Annotated in this window: 17 protein-coding genes; 11 read left to right on the top strand and 6 right to left on the bottom strand. The window is 71.1% G+C overall.

What is annotated here, in order from left to right; all coding sequences use genetic code 11:
* The first annotated feature begins 171 nt into the window (after positions 1-171).
* From lspA (D7V93_RS18980) to D7V93_RS18955, 6 genes are all read left to right on the top strand, one after another.
* Positions 172-801 carry a signal peptidase II gene (gene lspA / locus D7V93_RS18980; RefSeq protein ID WP_120644757.1) on the top strand — a complete coding sequence of 210 codons (630 nt, stop codon included), beginning with the start codon at positions 172-174 and terminating at the stop codon, positions 799-801.
* Between the two features lie 32 nt (positions 802-833).
* Positions 834-1,442 (top strand): signal peptidase II, encoded by a 609-nt coding sequence (gene lspA, locus D7V93_RS18975; RefSeq protein ID WP_120644756.1) that lies wholly within the window; start codon positions 834-836, stop codon positions 1,440-1,442.
* A 69-nt stretch (positions 1,443-1,511) separates the two neighbouring features.
* Positions 1,512-2,813: a prolipoprotein diacylglyceryl transferase gene (locus D7V93_RS18970; protein WP_120644755.1), complete on the top strand. Its 1,302-nt coding sequence runs from the start codon at positions 1,512-1,514 to the stop codon at positions 2,811-2,813.
* 39 nt (positions 2,814-2,852) lie between these two features.
* The gene (locus D7V93_RS18965; RefSeq protein WP_120644754.1) at positions 2,853-3,851 is read left to right on the top strand and encodes an MXAN_5187 C-terminal domain-containing protein; all 999 of its coding nucleotides are present in this window, start codon (positions 2,853-2,855) and stop codon (positions 3,849-3,851) included.
* A 10-nt stretch (positions 3,852-3,861) separates the two neighbouring features.
* Entirely contained in the window at positions 3,862-4,386 is a 525-nt protein-coding gene (locus tag D7V93_RS18960; RefSeq protein WP_120644753.1) for a KdsC family phosphatase, read from the top strand.
* Between the two features lie 173 nt (positions 4,387-4,559).
* Positions 4,560-4,919, top strand: a complete 360-nt coding sequence (locus D7V93_RS18955) for a hypothetical protein (RefSeq protein ID WP_244237377.1) — start codon at positions 4,560-4,562, stop codon at positions 4,917-4,919.
* Positions 4,920-4,934: 15 nt separating this feature from the next.
* Here D7V93_RS18955 and D7V93_RS18950 read toward each other — a convergent pair whose 3' ends face one another.
* On the bottom strand, positions 4,935-5,762 hold the full coding sequence (locus D7V93_RS18950) for an SDR family NAD(P)-dependent oxidoreductase (protein ID WP_120644751.1): 828 nt from the start codon (positions 5,760-5,762) through the stop codon (positions 4,935-4,937).
* A gap of 203 nt (positions 5,763-5,965) precedes the next feature.
* Here D7V93_RS18950 and D7V93_RS18945 point away from each other — a divergent pair, with 203 nt between their 5' ends.
* From D7V93_RS18945 to D7V93_RS18935, 3 genes are all read left to right on the top strand, one after another.
* Positions 5,966-6,196: a hypothetical protein gene (locus D7V93_RS18945; protein ID WP_120644750.1), complete on the top strand. Its 231-nt coding sequence runs from the start codon at positions 5,966-5,968 to the stop codon at positions 6,194-6,196.
* The gene (locus D7V93_RS18940; protein ID WP_244237376.1) at positions 6,193-7,113 is read left to right on the top strand and encodes a tetratricopeptide repeat protein; all 921 of its coding nucleotides are present in this window, start codon (positions 6,193-6,195) and stop codon (positions 7,111-7,113) included. The genes D7V93_RS18945 and D7V93_RS18940 overlap by 4 nt, the downstream gene beginning before the upstream one ends.
* Positions 7,114-7,229: 116 nt before the next feature.
* Complete coding sequence (locus D7V93_RS18935) at positions 7,230-7,979, top strand: SDR family NAD(P)-dependent oxidoreductase (protein WP_120644748.1); 750 nt, start codon at positions 7,230-7,232, stop codon at positions 7,977-7,979.
* A 1-nt stretch (position 7,980) separates the two neighbouring features.
* On the opposite strand, the gene D7V93_RS18930 is transcribed toward D7V93_RS18935, so the two are convergent.
* From D7V93_RS18930 to D7V93_RS18910, 5 genes are all read right to left on the bottom strand, one after another.
* Positions 7,981-8,898 carry a DUF6929 family protein gene (locus tag D7V93_RS18930; protein ID WP_120644747.1) on the bottom strand — a complete coding sequence of 306 codons (918 nt, stop codon included), beginning with the start codon at positions 8,896-8,898 and terminating at the stop codon, positions 7,981-7,983.
* A gap of 10 nt (positions 8,899-8,908) precedes the next feature.
* On the bottom strand, positions 8,909-10,237 hold the full coding sequence (gene mgtE / locus D7V93_RS18925; RefSeq protein ID WP_120644746.1) for a magnesium transporter: 1,329 nt from the start codon (positions 10,235-10,237) through the stop codon (positions 8,909-8,911).
* Positions 10,238-10,431: 194 nt separating this feature from the next.
* The gene (gene gloA / locus D7V93_RS18920; protein ID WP_120644759.1) at positions 10,432-10,818 is read right to left on the bottom strand and encodes a lactoylglutathione lyase; all 387 of its coding nucleotides are present in this window, start codon (positions 10,816-10,818) and stop codon (positions 10,432-10,434) included.
* An 8-nt stretch (positions 10,819-10,826) separates the two neighbouring features.
* Positions 10,827-11,690 (bottom strand): nucleotidyl transferase AbiEii/AbiGii toxin family protein, encoded by an 864-nt coding sequence (locus tag D7V93_RS18915; RefSeq protein WP_158623793.1) that lies wholly within the window; start codon positions 11,688-11,690, stop codon positions 10,827-10,829.
* Positions 11,680-12,702, bottom strand: a complete 1,023-nt coding sequence (locus tag D7V93_RS18910) for a helix-turn-helix domain-containing protein (RefSeq protein ID WP_158623792.1) — start codon at positions 12,700-12,702, stop codon at positions 11,680-11,682. Before D7V93_RS18910 ends, D7V93_RS18915 begins: the two co-directional genes overlap by 11 nt.
* A 199-nt stretch (positions 12,703-12,901) precedes the next feature.
* Between D7V93_RS18910 and hemL the strand changes: the two genes are divergently transcribed.
* The gene (hemL, locus tag D7V93_RS18905; RefSeq protein ID WP_120644758.1) at positions 12,902-14,197 is read left to right on the top strand and encodes a glutamate-1-semialdehyde 2,1-aminomutase; all 1,296 of its coding nucleotides are present in this window, start codon (positions 12,902-12,904) and stop codon (positions 14,195-14,197) included.
* Positions 14,181-16,058 (top strand): serine/threonine protein kinase (locus D7V93_RS18900; RefSeq protein ID WP_147451234.1); only part of this gene is annotated, 1,878 nt, incomplete at its 3' end. The genes hemL and D7V93_RS18900, both read left to right, overlap by 17 nt.

The raw sequence follows: 16,058 nt of genomic DNA, 5'->3' as shown, positions 1-16,058 counted from the left end.
GGGTGTGGCAATGTCGGGGGCAGAAGGTTTCACGTCGGGCTCAACAGGCGCCATGGGCGCACCATGCCCGAAACGCCCGCCCTTCGGGAGTGCGGAGGCAGGCGGGCCGGCAGGCGTCAGGGGGACCGGGTTGTCAGGGCTCCCGGGGGCAGGATAGAGGTCGGACACCGCATGAAAGCCTCCCTCCGCCTCCTCCTCGTGGTGGTCCTCGCCGTGCTCGCGGCGGATCAGGTGACCAAGTACCTGGCCGTGTCACGGCTGACGGTGGCGCTGGATGGCCGCGACGGCCTGTCGCGCGTCGCGGGCTTCCTGCGCGAGCAGAACCTGGACAACGACCCCCCGGCGGAGGGCGTGTCGCGGCGCAACACCCGGCCGTACCGCTTCATCGAGGACTACTGGCACTTCCGCTACGTGGAGAACCCGGGCGCGGCGTGGGGCATGTTCTCCAACCTGCCGGACCCGGTGCGCAAGGCGTTCTTCCACGTGGTGAGCCTGGCGGCGCTCGGGTTCATCCTGGTGCTGTACCGCCGCACGGACGCGTCCCAGAAGTCGGTGCGCGTGGCGCTGGCGCTCATCTCCGGCGGCGCGCTGGGCAACTTCGTGGACCGGCTCATCCGGGGCTACGTCATCGACTTCATCGACTGGCACTGGCGCAACCAGCCGGGCATGCGCTGGCCCACGTTCAACGTCGCGGACGCGGCCATCTGCATCGGCGTGGGGTTGATGCTGCTCGACTCGTTCCGCAGCCGCCAGCCCGAGCCGGTGTCCGCTCCGTCGCTCACCGAGAGCCCGCATCCGTGACGGGCCGGGGTGGGCTGGTATAAGCCGTCCTCGTGCCGCGCAAATACGTCATCCTCCTCGCCCTCACGCTGGGCGTCATCGTGCTCGACCAGTGGACGAAGTACCTGGTGGTGCGCGACCTCACGACCCGCTTCGACGGGGCCACCACGCTGTCCCAACGCCTGGGCGCGATGTACTCGCCCGCGGAGGCGCCCGGCCGCTACGGGCTGCACTTCCAGCCGCGCACGCACGTGGAGGTGGTGGAGGACTTCTTCCGCCTCCGCTACGCGGAGAACCCGGGCGCCGCGTGGGGCATGTTCCGCGACCTGCCGCCCCACCTGCGCGGCCCGCTCTTCCACCTGGTGAGCCTGGGCGCGGTGCTCCTCATCGTCTTCTACTTCCGGAAGCTGTCCGGCAAGGACCCCGCGGAGGTGTGGGCGCTGTGGGGCCTGCCGCTCGTGCTGGGCGGCGCGCTGGGCAACTACATCGACCGGGTGGCGCGGGCCTTCGTCATCGATTTCCTGGAGGCCCACTGGTACGACAAGGCGGCCTGGCCGTCCTTCAACGTCGCGGACGCGGCCATCTGCATCGGCGTGGGCATGCTCGTGGTGGACGCCTTCGTCCGCAAGGAGAAGCCCGCCTCCGCGCCCGCCAACGCCTGATTCCGGGCCGGCCGGGAAGCTCCCGCCCGGCCGCTCCGGTAGTCCCCGCCGCTTCCCGGTCGAGGTCCCATGCTCCCCGTCCTGTTCCGCCTCGCCTTCACCAGCCTCTGGATGCAGCTGCTGCTGTATGCCGTCGCGGTGTGGGTGGTGGCCTCCATCGCCGTCAACGGCTGGCGCGGCGCGGTGGGGCCGGTGGATCCGAAGTCCGACAAGGCCGGGCCCGCGTCGCTCCAGGACAAGCTGCAGCGCGCGGGGGGCTTCGCCGCCATGGGCGCGGCGCTGGCGTACTTCGGCCTGAAGTACGCGCTGCCCGGAGACGCCTTCCCCGGAGGCAGGGGTGAGGGCCTCCCGGTGCACACCTACGGCGTGCTCCTGGCATCGGGCTTCATCTGCGCGGTGGTGGTGGCGGCGATGCTCGCGCAGGACGAGTGGCGCCGGGTGACCTTCGTGGAGGGCCAGGGCTTCGTGGACACGGAGGGGCCGAAGCGGCGCGAGCAGGTCATCGACCTGGCGTTCTGGGCGCTCATCGGAGGGCTGCTGGGCAGCCGCGCGCTGTTCGTGATGGTGAACTGGCAGGACTACGCGCGCGACTGGACGCAGGCCTTCTCGCTGGGCGGCGGGCTGGTGTTCTACGGCGGCCTCATCGGCGCGGGGTTCGCGGCGTACCTCTTCGCGCGCAAGCACGACATGGACTTCCTGCGGCTGGCCGACGTGTGCATCCCCACCGTGTCGCTGGGCCAGTGCCTGGGGCGCCTGGGCTGCTTCTCCGCCGGCTGCTGCTGGGGGGACATGGCGGGCAGCCAGTCGCACACCGGGGTGACGTTCCCCGGTTCAGGCGTGGCGCAGGACCTGTTCGGCCAGCTGGGGCGCGCGTCCAGCCTGGCGTACGGGTCGCAGGCCGATGACCACCGCTTCGTCATCGAGGCCACGGGGCAGGTGCTCCACCAGGCGGCGCCGGGCGCGGTGCGCATCTCCGACTGGGTGGCCCTGCACGGCACCACCCTGCCGGTGTACCCCACGCAGCTCTTCGAGTCGGTGGGACAGCTGGTGCTCTTCGTGGTGCTGCTGTACGCGCGCCGCTTCCGCCGCTTCCACGGGCACATCTTCGCCCTCTGGCTGATGGCCTACGCCGTCCTGCGCACCACGGTGGAGCTGTTCCGGGGCGACGTGGAGCGCGGCACCCTGCACGGCCTGCTGGAGTCGCTGGGGGCCGAGGCGCTGGCCGGGATGGTGCCCCTGGAGGCCTGGTACAACGTGTCCACCAGCCAGTTCATCTCCCTGTGCATGTTCACCTTCGGTGCGGTGCTGCTGGCACGCCACCGGCCGGCGGGTGAGGCGCCGGGCCTGGGACCGACCCCGTCGGCGGCCTGAGGTTGCGAGCCGCGCCCGGGTTGGGGACACTCCAGGGACATGCCGCCTCCCGACAACGCCCGCCCCGCCGCCAAAGGCGGGGCCCGGCCCGCGCAGGATGCCAGCTCCTCCAGCGAAGCCGCCCTCCACGAGTGTGAGGCGCTGGAGTCGGAGATCGCGGAGCTGCGCCACACCTATGAGCAGTACTTCCTGGGCATGGAGCGGCAGGCGCCCATCCGCGCGCACGAAGACCTCAAGAAGCGGATGATGAAGCTCAAGGGCGCCTTCGTGCGCAGCACGTCGGTGAAGTTCCGCGTGCAGAGCCTCCACAACAAGTTCCTCACGTATGAGCGGCTGTGGGTGCGGACGATCCAGGAGATCGAGGCCGGCACCTACCACCGCGACCTGGCCAAGGCCCGCCGCCGCGCCGTGGCCCAGAAGAAGCCCGAGACCTCCGGCGAGCGCCGCAAGGACGTGGTGGAGCTGCCGGAGGAGATCTCCGACATGGAGATCGAGGAGATTGAAGAGCTGACGGGCCGGCGACCCATCAACGAGCCCAAGGTCCCTGGCCGCCCGGTGAACGAGCCCGTGGTGCCCGCGGTGGCGGCTTCCGCGGTGGCTCCGGTGGCGGGCACGCCGTTCCGGGGGACGCCCGCCGTGCCAGGCGTTCCGGCGGTGACAGGACCCACGAAGCTGCCTTCGCTGACGCCCGCCGTGCCTTCGGTGGCCGGTGGCACCCCTGCCGCGGGGCGTCCCGCGGTGCCTCCGGGCATGGCCGCGAAGTCCGCGGCTCCGGCGGCGGCCCCGGGTGCACCGCGTCCCGCCGCGGCCAGTCCGGGCAGCGGCATGTCCGACGACAAGCTGCGCGCGGTGTACGACGCGTATGTCACCGCGAAGCGCCGCTGCCAGGAGGACACGTCCAAGCTGTCCTACGAGGCGGTGGCGGCCACGCTGCGCAAGCAGGTGCCGGAGCTGCTCAAGCAGCACAACGCGAAGGCCGTCGAGTTCAAGGTCGTCATCAAGGACGGCAAGGCCTCGCTCAAGGCCGTGCCCAAGTAGGGGACGCGCGATGAACCAGGACCTGGAATCCCTCAAGGCGCGGGTGGCGCGCCTGTCGGTGATGATCTTCGACATCGACGGCACGCTCACCGACGGCCGCATCTTCTGGGTGCCCAACTCCGGCTGGACGCAGATGTACAGCGTGCGCGACGGCATGGGCATCAAGCGGCTGCAGGAGGCCGGCATCGAGGTGGCCGCCATCTCCGGCGGTGACAGCCTCTCCGCGCAGATGCGCATGCAGTCGCTGGGCTTGCGCCACGTGCACTTCGGCAGCAACGACAAGGTGGCGCACTTCGAGAAGCTGCTCGGCATCCTCGACGTGTCCGCCGAGCACTGCGGCTACATGGGCGACGAGGTCGTGGACCTGCCGCTGCTCAACGCGGTGGGCTTCTCCGCCACCGTGCCCGAGGCCCCGGACGAGGTGCGCGCCCAGGTGCACTACGTGGCCCAGCGCGCCGCCGGCTTCGGCGCCGCGCGCGAGGTGTGTGAGTTCATCCTGAAGCACCGGATGCGTGCCGCTCCAGGGCCCTTCTGACTCATCGTCAAACCGGTGGGACGGGAAAGTTCCCCAAACGTTCGCTCCTGAAAACCTGGTTGCCCCCGCCGTGAGTGCAGGTTGTCGCTCCCGAAGGCCGTCCCTACCTTGCGCTGCCTGACGGTCGGTGGACGGCCCGAGACACCTGGGAGGCGACGGTGGGGATGCGGCGGATGTGGCTCGGACTGGCAGCGGTGCTGGGACTCACCGTCTCCACCGGGTGCGGACAGTCTCCCGAGGACTCCGAAGCCCGGCTCGCGGTGCTGGAGGCCGAGGGCAAGCAGATGGACCAGGCCCTGGACGCGGTCGAAGACCGACTGATGGGAAGCCAGGGCCGGTTGGCGATGTGGAACGAGCTGGGGCGGCGTCACCAGGAGGTGAGCGCCATCCAGTGCAAGGTGTCCGACGCCCACCTCGCCGCCATGATGAAGCACCTGGACAAGCAGGACCAGAAGGCGCGCACCGTCAAGCAGCGCAACTCGATGGCCTCCGTGCTCACGTCCGGTACGGCGCCCTCGCATCGCAACAACTGACCGCCGCGGGCCCTCTCAGGGCTGACGCGCGGCGCGCTTGCGATAGCGCTTCTCCACTTCGATGATGCCCCGGAGGGTCAAACCCGGCAGCCACCGGCGCAGGCGCCAGAACCAGCGTGCATCCGCCATGGGCAGCACGTGCGGCGCGCCCTGGTCCACCGCCGTGAGCAGCCGCGCGGCCACCCACTCCGGTCCCCACTTCGCACCATCCACCAGCTTCGCGCCCATGCCCTTCATGGCCGGGTCGGAGTAGCGCGCGGCGGCGGCGATGTTCGTGCGGAAGAACGAGGGACACGCCACCGTGACGCCCAGCCCCAGCGGGTGCAGCTCCGCGTAGAGCGTCTCCGACAGCGCGACGACGGCGGCCTTGGTCGTGTTGTAGGCGCCCAGGTGCGGCGCGAACACCAGCCCCGCGAGGGAGGCGATGTTGAGCACGTGTCCGGAGCCCTGCTTGCGCATGCGGGGCACGAAGGCGTGGCAGCCGTGGATGACGCCCCACAGGTTCACGTCCATCACGCGCCGCCACTCCGCGAGCGGCATCTCGCCAATGGCCCCCGCGGCGCCGACGCCCGCGTTGTTGACGAGCAGGTCCACTCCGCCGAACGCTTCGTCCGCGGCGCGCGCGAGCGCTTCCACCGCCGACGCGTCGGTGACGTCGCACGGGTGCACGCGCGCCTCGCCGCCCAGCGCGGTGACGCGGCGGGCGGTCTCCGCGGCGGTGGCCGGGTCCATGTCCGACACCAGCACCCTCGCCTGGCGGGCGGCCAGGACTTCACACAACGCACGGCCCAGACCGCTGCCGGCGCCAGTCACCACGGCGCGAGGACGTGAGGGAAGACTCATGGTTTCAAGGCTCCTGAGCAGGTGGGGTGGTGCGGCGTGACGCGACAGGGCTAGCACGCCCGGCGAAGGGGTGACCATGCGCCCATGTCGCTTCACGTCAGGTTCAAGGCGGATGGGCGGGCGGGCGGACGGGCGCACGATTCGTGACCCGGGGGCGGAAGTTGGCTAGAACCCAGGCCGTGCAATGCGCCTGGTTCGGAGCAATGGCGGTCGTGTCGGCCGGGCTCCTGGGATGCAACAACCTGGAGTCCTGCGGCTCCACGCCGGTGGACATCACCCGCACCGACGGGTCCCTCTACCGCTGCGTCACGTCCGAGGACTGCCCCCGGACCTCGCGCGTCTCCGTGTGCGTCACCGACGTCTCCTCCGAGCGTGAGTGCGTGCGCTGCGACGAGACCCGCTGCGTGCGCCTCATCCCGGAGTCCTGCGAATGAGGCCTGGAGCCCGGCGGTGGATGTTCACGCTCGCGGTGGGAGCGCTCGCCGTCACCGGCTGCCGCGACAAGCCGCTGGACCACATGCAGCGCGCGCGCGACGCCATCTTCGAGAAGCGTCCGGACGAAGCGCTGGTGGAGTACCGCAAGGCGTACGACATGCTGCTGCGCGACGAGTCCCCGGAGGCGCTGGTGATGCGCGCCCGGGCCCTCAAGGGCGCCGCGGACGTGTACTGGCTGGAGCAGCGCAAGGTGAAGGAGGCGGTGTCCGTCTACCGCCAGCTCATCCAGCAGTGCCCCGAGTCCCCGGAGGCGCTGGAGGCGCGCATCATCCTCGCGGAGCTGCTGCGGGTGCACTACCGCGACCTGCGCGGCTCCATCGATCAGCTCACCGCCGCGCTGCACCGCAACCCGCCGCAGAGCGCGGAGCTCCAGTACCAGGTGGCCAAGCTCTACTTCGAGCTGGCGGACTATCCGCAGTGCGAGCTGGAGGCGAAGAAGCTCCCGGAGCGCTTCGCCGCCAGCGCCTACGTGGATGACGCCCTCTTCCTCCAGGCGCAGGCGCTGGCCATGGTGGAAGGCAAGCGCCAGGAAGCGCTGCGCACCTACGCGGACCTGCGCGCGCGCTTCCCGGACTCGGAGCTGGCGCCGCACGCCCTCTTCGAGATGGGCAAGCTGCGCGCGGACGCGGGCGACAACGAGAAGGCCATCGAGACCTGGGTGGAGACGCTGAAGACGCACCCGGATCCGACGCTCGTGCAGGACGCCATCGCGCGCGCGCGCCGCCGGCTGGCGAACAACACGCCCGAAGGCATCGGCAAGAAGGAAGTGGCCTTCGACCGCGCGAAGCAGGCGCGCACCTCCGTGGAGGCCATGGGCGGCACCGCAGAGGAAGCCTCCAACGACCGCGGGGACTGACCTCCCGCGCGCCCGGGCGCATTCGCGTGCGCCCGCCCTCCTCGCATGCCATGTAACGGCCGGGCCGCGCTCCGTGCGCAAGCCGGGGCCGTGCTCCTTTTCGTGGGAGGAATCACATGAACGTGCTGGTGACAGGGGCCACCGCGGGCGTGGGGCTGGCCGTGGTTCGCCGCTTCGTGAAGGAAGGCGCGCGCGTCATCGCCACCGGGCGCCGGGGCGAGCGGCTGGACGCGCTCAGGGCGGAGCTGGGGGACCAGGTCCTCCCGGTGGTGCTGGACGTGATGGACCGCGAGGCCGTGCAGAAGGCCTTCGAGTCGCTGCCCGCGGACTTCGCGCAGGTGGACGTGCTGGTCAACAACGCGGGGCTCGCGCTGGGGTTGGATCCCGCGCAGGCGGCGCGGCTGGAGGACTGGGACGTGATGGTGGACACCAACGTCAAGGGCCTCCTGTACTGCACGCGCGCGGCGCTGCCGGGCATGGTGGCGCGCGACCGGGGCCACGTCATCAACCTGGGCTCCGTCGCGGCGGAGTTCCCCTATCCGGGCGGCAACGTGTACGGCGCGACGAAGGCGTTCGTGCACCAGTTCAGCCTGAACCTGCGCGCGGACCTGCACGGCACGTCGGTGCGCGTGACGGACATCGAGCCGGGGATTGTCGGCGGCACGGAGTTCTCCAACGTGCGCTTCCGGGGCGATGACGCCCGCGCCGCGTCGCTGTACGCGAACATGCAGCCGCTCACGCCGGAGGACATCGCGGACACGGTGCACTGGGTGGCCTCGCGCCCCGCGCACGTGAACATCAACGTCATCTCGATGATGCCGGTGGCGCAGTCCTTCGGCCCGCTGCCGGTGAAGCGCCAGGGCTGATTCAGCCCGGCACGGGCAGCACGGCCTCCAGCAGCGGCGCGGGCACCGACGGATCGTCCGCGTCCGCCACCAGCAGCAGGTGGATGCGTCCGCCCTCCACGCGCGCGTCCACGCCCTCCAGCTTGAGCGCCGCGTCCACCGCGTCCAGGTACACCGGGGTGCCGTCCGGCGCGAGCACGCCCACCGCGGAGCCCTTCACGGGGCCGTCCGCCACGCGGTCCAGGGAGTCCTCGGCGGTGGCGGTGAACACCATGCGGCCGTCCGGCAGCGCGGATGCGTCCGTGAAGGACAGCCGGACGCCGTTCGCCTCACCCAGCTCCCACCGGCGCACGGTGCGCACCGCCTCCGGCCCCAGCGCGCCGCCGTCCACGCCGACGAGCACGCGGTCCAGGTCCAGGTCCACCAGCGCGTCCACGCCGCCCTCGCCGTTGCCCCGGTTGAGCAGCCGCAGTCGCTTGCCCGCCACCGCCGCGCCCTCCACGTTGAGCGCCACCAGCTCGCGCTCCAGTTGGACGTACAGCGCCGTGCAGTCCACGGTGCGGGGCGGACCCGCGAGCGTCCCGTCCGCGTTCAAGGGCAGCACCGACGCCCGGCGCCGCGCGGGCGTCGAACCCGAGGGCAGCGCCAGCAGCGCGCCGTGCGCGAAGGCGGCGGACGGGCCCAGCCGGCACAGCGCCTCCAGGTCCGGCTTCGCCGCCTTGCGGGCCGCGTGGCCTTCGGGCAGCTCGCCCGGGAAGAGGCGCACCGTGTGGCCCGGAGCGTCCCCGGTGGCGGGGAAGATGGCCAGGTGGAGCGCGTCGTCCGCGACGATGTAGAGCCAGTCCCCCACGCGCACCAGGCCGCTGGCGGCGGAGACGTGCGCGGGCTGGCCCGGCGCCGGGGCGAGGGTGAGCGTGCGCCGCGGGGTGGTGGCGATCATGGCCAGGCTCCTACAGCAGGCTGCCGCGCAGGAAGAGGCTCGCCGCGGAGAAGTAGATGACGAGCCCGGACACGTCCACCAGCGTGGCGACGAAGGGCGCGGACGCGCTCGCGGGGTCGAAGCCCACGCGCCGCAGGATGAACGGCAGCATGGAGCCGGACAGCGTGCCGAACAACACCACGCCCACCAGGGACACGCCCACGGTGAGGCCGATGACGACCGCGTGGTCCCCGTAGCTGTGGAAGAGGGCCTGCCACACGATGACGCGGATGAAGCCCACGAGCCCCAGCACCGAGCCCAGGGCCAGCCCCGTGCCCAGCTCGCGCCTCGCCACGCGCCACCAGTCCTTGAGCCGCATCTCCGACAGCGCCAGCGCGCGGATGATGAGCGTGGTGGCCTGGCTGCCGGAGTTGCCGCCGGAGCTGATGATGAGCGGGATGAAGAGGCTCAGGACGACGGCGCGGGCGATTTCGTGTTCGAAGTAGCCCATCGCCGTGGCGGTGAGCATCTCGCCCAGGAAGAGCACCATCAGCCAGCCGGCGCGCTTCTTGAGCATGGCGAGGAAGCCGACGTCGAAGTACGGCGCGTCGAGGGCCTCCATACCGCCGACCTTCTGGATGTCCTCCGTGGCCTCCTCCTGCACCACGTCCACGATGTCGTCCACCGTGACGATGCCCTTCATGCGCCGCGCCTCGTCCACCACGGGCATGGCCATGAAGCTGTGTTCGGAGAAGGTGCGGCTGACCGCTTCCTGGTCGGTGTTCTCCGCCACGGTGATGACGTCGCGCTGCATGACGTCCGCCACGCGCTTGTCCGGCGCGGCCTGGAAGAGCTGGCGCAGGGACAGCACGCCCTGGAGGCGCTGCTCGGCGTCCAGCACGTAGGCGTAGTAGACGGTCTCCACCCGCTCGCGCGCCTGCTTGCGCAGGTAGCCGATGGCCTCGTCGATGCTCATGTCCGGGCGCACGCGGGCGAAGCGCGGGTTCATCAGACCGCCGGCGTCGTCCTCCGCGTACGCGAGGAGGACGTTCACCTCGCGGCGGCTGGCGTCGTCGAGCTGCGACAGGATGGCGTCCACCTGCTCGGGCTCCACCGCCTGGACGAGGTCGGCGAGGTCGTCCGGGGGCAGCAGGCGCACCCAGGTGCGGCGCTCGCCCGAGGGCAGGGTGAGGATGAGCTCTGCCTGCTCGCGCGCGGACAGGCCCAGGAAGAAGTCGTCCACCACCGCCGGGGGCAGCAGGCGGAAGCCTTCCACGCGCTCGTCCACGGACAGCACGGCCCAGGCTTCGTTAAGCTCATCGGGGGACAACGCGTTCTGGCTCTGGGGACTCTCCACCATGACGACGTGCCTCGGAAAGGGGAGGGTGCGCGCTTGCGATGCGCGGCGCGCCGGCCTCTCTACACCCCTGTCGGGGGCGCGGCGAGCGGAAGGCGCGAAACATCGCGTTGAAACTTCGCCCGCCTGCCTGGTCCGTCCGGCACCCCCCACTGAGGGCCTGGCACCCCCTGGGTCGTGGCTGCCTTCGCTGCCTGTCAGGTCTTCTGCTGGATGAGCTCGACCTTGTAGCCGTCCGGGTCTTCGACGAAGGCGATGACGGTGGTGCCGTGCTTCATGGGGCCGGGCTCGCGGACGACCTTGCCGCCGGCCTGGCGGATGGCATTGGCGGTGGCGTGGATGTCGCTGACGCCCAGGGCGATGTGGCCGTAGGCGGTGCCCAATTCGTACTTCGCCGTGTCCCAGTTGTGGGTGAGCTCCAGGGCGGGGTGGGTGTCCTCGGGGCCGTAGCCGACGAAGGCGAGGGTGAACCGGCCCTCCGGGTAGTCGTGTCGGCGCAGCAGCGTCATGCCGATGACGCGGGTGTAGAAGTCGAGCGACTTCTCCAGGTCGCCGACGCGGAGCATGGTGTGGAGGATTCGCATGCGGAGGGTCATAGCCGCAGGGCAGCGAGCTCGGCCAGCAGGAGCTTCACGGCGCCGCTGGCGCGTCGGGCGGAGTGATCAGGATCGACACCTGGGGAAGCCACGAAGCGGGCGTACTTTCGCGCGCCCGCCGCGTCGAGGTCCTCGAACTCCTGTGCCAGCGCGACCAGGGCTTGTTGGAAGTCCGGGTCGTCGTGGATGGGGCTTGCCTGGATGACCGGGGCGAGCCCGGCCTGACCTCCAGGCCAGGATTCGATGAGCCAGACGATGTCGTAGGCGTCCTTGTTCTTGGGGCGCTTCCGCAGCGCATCCACCTTGGCCGCGAGGTAGGCGGCGGGACCCGCGACCCTCAGCCGCTGGCGTGTCCGGCCGCCTCCCCCTGGCAGAACGACGACGACCTCCTTCTCCAGGAAGTCCCGGTCGATGAGCCTCCCGGCGGCCAGGACCAACGCGGAGAGCCTTCCTCCCACCACGCCACCGGGCCGGTACAACCTGCCTGCCTCACGTCCGGGGGCGAGGGCGCAGAAGAACTCCACCGTGAGCGGGTGCGTGACGCCTCCCTTCCAGCGCCAGCTGGAGCGGGAGTCCATGGTGAAGCCCGCTGCTTTCAAGGTGCGCTCCAGCCGCTCGTAGTGGCCCACCTCTCCCTCCACGAGCGCGACCCGCAGGCAGAGGTCGAGATCCTGCGTGCCGATATGGGGCTCGATGCCAACCTCGGGCTTCGGCACGAGCAGCGAGGGGACGAGGCCGCCGATGATGACGACGTGCGCGCCCGCGAAGCCGAACGCGCGGACGACGTGCACTGCCTCCGCGAGCAGGGCGGACCGGACCGAAGGGTCGTACTCGCCCAGATGTCCGCCCTCAGTAGCCAAGGACCTCCTCGCGGAACCGCTGCGCGATGTCCTCGCCCCGCCGCTCGGAGCGGGCATCCAGGTAGATGCGGACCGGTGGCGCGACGAGGATGCCATCCTGGTGGGTGGCAGACTGGCAGCCGACCTTGCCCGTATCCTGCAGCAGCGTGAGGTTCGCTCCGCGCTCGGTCACCTCCGCACCCAGGGCCTCCGCTGCCTGACTCAAGGGCACCTTGGGCGAGATGCGGACGCGCGACAGGGGGACGCTCGTGGGGCCAATGCCAAACACGCTGGCGGCGGCGGCGCCCGTGAGTGCGTGAGGAATGCCTGCCTTGCTCAGTTTCGTGCTGGAGTGCAACCAGAGGTCCTCGGGACGGCGTGCATAGAGGGCCACTTGCAAGGACCGCTCCCTGCGCGTGGCGCTGGTCTGTGTCTGGAGCCAGTCGAGCAACTCGGTGCGCTCGCGGACGGTGCGTCGTTTCGCGGGACCCCTGCCGCTGGTCCGAACCAGCCCCACCTCCTCGAGCCGGGTGAGGACCTTGTGCGTCTGCCCCACGGAGAGGGCGGCGCGCTCGGCCAGTTGGGAAACCGAGACGGGGGCCTGTTCCCCGAGCAGGGTCTGGATGGCCCGGACACCGTGAACGCCCAGGGTGCCCTGTCCAGGCTGCTTCACGCCTGGTGCCGAGCGTCCCCCGCCCAGGTGGATGAAGAAGCCCGGCGCGACCAGATGAAGGTGTCCGCTCGCGTCCAGGTAGTTCGCATCCCGTGCTTCCAGAGCCTCGCGGATGCGCTGGCTGAGAAACGCGCCCACGAGCAGGGGGACCCCATGGCCCGGGTCCTTCGCGGCCGCTCCCAGGCTCAACAAGGCCGGGAGCTGGTCGACGCTGAGCTTCGAGGGTGCTTCCAGCAGCCGGAGGCGGACCTCACGCTCCCCCATCCGGAGCACGGGCCGTGTGGCACTGCGCACCTGGAGCCAGGGTTGAGGCGGCAGCCAGGGAATCAGCCGCGCGGGCAGATGGAACACGGCAGGCATTTTCGCTCCCATGGCTTCTTCATCTGAAAGTGAAGAACGATTGTAAATGAAAATACCGAGTGGATGGCCCGGGAAATGGCGTCCTCGGCCGGGGGCGGTCCTTCGCCGTGCGGGCAGGCATCCGCAGGGGGTGGAAAGGCGACACCGGGGGCCCACGTGGAACGGGGAGCGGCGCCCGGCGCGTGCTATGGAACCCGGCATGAAACACGCTCAAAGCCAGGCCCTCTTCGCCCGTGCGCAGGCGCGCATCCCGGGTGGCGTGAACTCTCCCGTGCGCGCCTTCCGTGGCGTGGGCGGCGACCCCGTCTTCTTCCGCGAAGGCTCCGGCGCGTGGCTCACCGACGTGGACGGCAACCGCTACGTGGACCTTGTCGGGAGCTGGGGCCCGCTCATCCTCGGGCACGCGTACCCGCCCATCATCGAGGCCATCCTGGAGGCCGCGCGGCGCGGCACCACCTTCGGCGCGCCCACGGCCGCGGAGGTGGAGTTCGCGGAGCTGCTCTGCGCCACGGTGCCGTCGGTGGAGAAGGTGCGGCTCGTGTCCAGCGGCACCGAGGCCACGGTGGCCGCCATCCGCGTGGCGCGCGGCTTCACCGGCCGCGAGCACATCCTCAAGTTCGAGGGCTGCTTCCACGGCGCGGGGGACCCGTTCCTCGTGAAGGCCGGCAGCGGCGTGGAGACGCTGGGCCTGCCGGACTCGCCAGGCGTGCCGGCGGCGCTGGCGGCGCTGACCCTCACCGCGCCCTTCAACGACCTGGCCGCGGTGGAGCGCATCTTCGAGGAGAAGGGCAAGGACATCGCCTGCGCCATCATCGAGCCGGTGGTGGGCAACATGGGCGTGCTGGTGCCCCGGCCCGGCTACCTCGAGGGGCTGCAGGCGCTCTGCCAGAAGCACGGCGTGCTCTTCGTCCTGGATGAGGTCATGACGGGCTTCCGGCTGGCGCGCGGCGGCGCCCAGGAGCTGTACAAGCTCAAGCCGGACCTCACCACGATGGCGAAGGTGGTGGGCGGCGGCATGCCGCTGGGTGCGTACGGCGGCCGGCGCGACATCATGTCCAAGGTGGCGCCAGAAGGGCCCGTGTACCAGTCCGGCACGCTGTCCGGGAACCCGGTGGCGGTGGCGGCGGGCATGGCGTGCTTGAAGGCGCTGGCGGCGCCGGGCACGTACTCGCGGCTGGAGCACCTGGGCCTGCTGCTGGAGGAGGGCTTCCGCGCGGAGGCGAAGGCGGCGGGCGTGCCGGTGACGGTGAACCGCGTGGGCAGCATGCTCACGGTGTTCTTCACGGCGGAGCCGGTGTTCGACTACGCGTCCGCGAAGAAGGCGGACACGGCGAAGTTCGGGCGCTTCTTCCACGCGATGCTGCACGAAGGCGTGTACCTGCCGCCCAGCCAGTTCGAGGCGGCGTTCGTGTCGCTGGCCATCGGCGAGCCGGAGGTGGCGCACGTCCTCGCCGCGGCCCGCAAGGCGTTCCGCGCGCTTGGCGACGCCCGTTGAGCCCGAGCCCCTGAAGGGGCCGCTGCGCTTCGGTCCCTACACCCTCGTGCGCCGCATTGGCGCGGGGGGCATGGGGGAGGTCTTCCTCGCGCGCGAGGAGGGCGTGCGCCGCGCCGTGGTGGTGAAGAAGGTGCTGCCGGGGCTCCTGGAGAACCGGCAGTTCGTGGGGCGCTTCCGCGACGAGGCGCGCGTGGTGGTGCGGCTGGCGCACCCGAACATCGCGCGCGTGTACGCGATGGGCGAGGTGGACGGGCAGCTCTTCCTCGCCATGGAGTACGTACAGGGCAAGACGCTCAGCCGGCTGGCGTACCGGCTGCGGCAGCGCCAGCGGATGATGCCCCTGGGGCCGCTGCTCCAGCTGGGCCAGCGGCTGTGCGAGGGATTGCAGTACGCGCACGACGCGACGGACGAGCAGGGGCACCCGCTGCACCTGGTGCACCGCGACCTGTCGCCCGCGAACGTGTGCGTGAGCTACGCGGGCGAGGTGAAGATCATCGACTTCGGCGCGGCGCAGTCCACGCTGAAGGAGCAGCAGACCGCGCCGCGCGTGGTGATTGGCAACCTCACGTACATGGCGCCGGAGCAGGCCCGCAAGCGCACGGTGGATCGGCGCGCGGACGTGTACGCGGCGGGCGTGGTGCTGTGGGAGATGTTCGCGTGGAAGCCGCTGTCCCAGCGCGGAGATCCGCTGGAGCGCTGGCGGCGCGCGGCCTATCCGCAGTGGGAGCCCGCGGGGCGCTACCGCGCGGACCTGCCGCGCGCGGTGGATGCGTTCCTGGTGCGCGCGCTCGCGGCGGAGCCGAACGACCGGTTCCCTTCCGCGGCGGCGATGGGCGAGGCGCTGGCGGCGCTGAAGGAGAAGCTGACGCCGGGCGTGACGGACCAGGACCTGGTGCGGCTGATGTCCGCGGCCTTCCCGCGCGAGAAGGTCATCGAGCAGAAGATGGTGGACGACCTGCTGAGCGAGCAGCCGGAGCGCGCGAACACGCGGCAGGAGTTCCCGTCGGTGCGCGCGCCCCCCGTGACGGGGCCGGTGCCGGAGGAAGCGGAGGCGCTCCGGGCGCAGGAGGACATCGCGACGGAGACGCTGGACGCGGCGAGGTTGCGTCAGGCGGCGAGCGCGGTCCCGGCGGAGCTCGGATTTCGCAAGGCGCCCCCGGTGCGGCTGCACAACCAGGAGGTGACGAAGGATGCCTGGGTGCCGGGCGTGGGTGGAGAGGAGTCCACCGCGCCGGAGCGGCCAGCGCATGGGGCCTGGACGCCGGGGTCCGGCGGGGAAGACGCTACCGCGCACGGGGTGGCGCCAGCGCGCCGCCCGGGCACGTCCACGGAGGCGGCTCGCGCGCAGGATGCGGGCACTCCGGGCATGTCCGGTGGATCCGCCCGCTCGGATGGCGCAGGCATGGAGAGGACTCCGGGCATGTCCGGTGGATCCGCTCGCTCGGACGGCGTGGGCACGGAGACGACTCCGGGCATGTCCGGTGGATCCGCTCGCTCTGACGGCGCGGGCACGGAGAGGACTCCGGGCATGTCCGGTGGATCCGCTCGCTCTGACGGCGCGGGCACGGAGAGGACTCCGGGCATGTCCGGTGGATCCGCTCGCTCTGACGGCGCGGGCAAGGAGAGGACTCCGGGCATGTCCGGTGGATCCGCTCGCTCGGACGGCGTGGGCACGGAGACGACTCCGGGCATGTCCGGTGGATCCGCTCGCTCTGACGGCGCGGGCACGGAGAGGACTCCGGGCATGTCCGGTGGATCCGCTCGCTCTGACGGCGCGGGCACGGAGAGGACTCCGGGCATGTCCGGTGGATCCGCTCGCTCTGACGGCGCGGGCACGGAGAGGACTCCGGGCATGTCCGGT

This window comes from Corallococcus llansteffanensis, from assembly GCF_003612055.1.
In the GTDB taxonomy this organism is placed as follows: domain Bacteria; phylum Myxococcota; class Myxococcia; order Myxococcales; family Myxococcaceae; genus Corallococcus; species Corallococcus llansteffanensis.
This window is presented reverse-complemented; position numbering and strand designations above follow the sequence as displayed.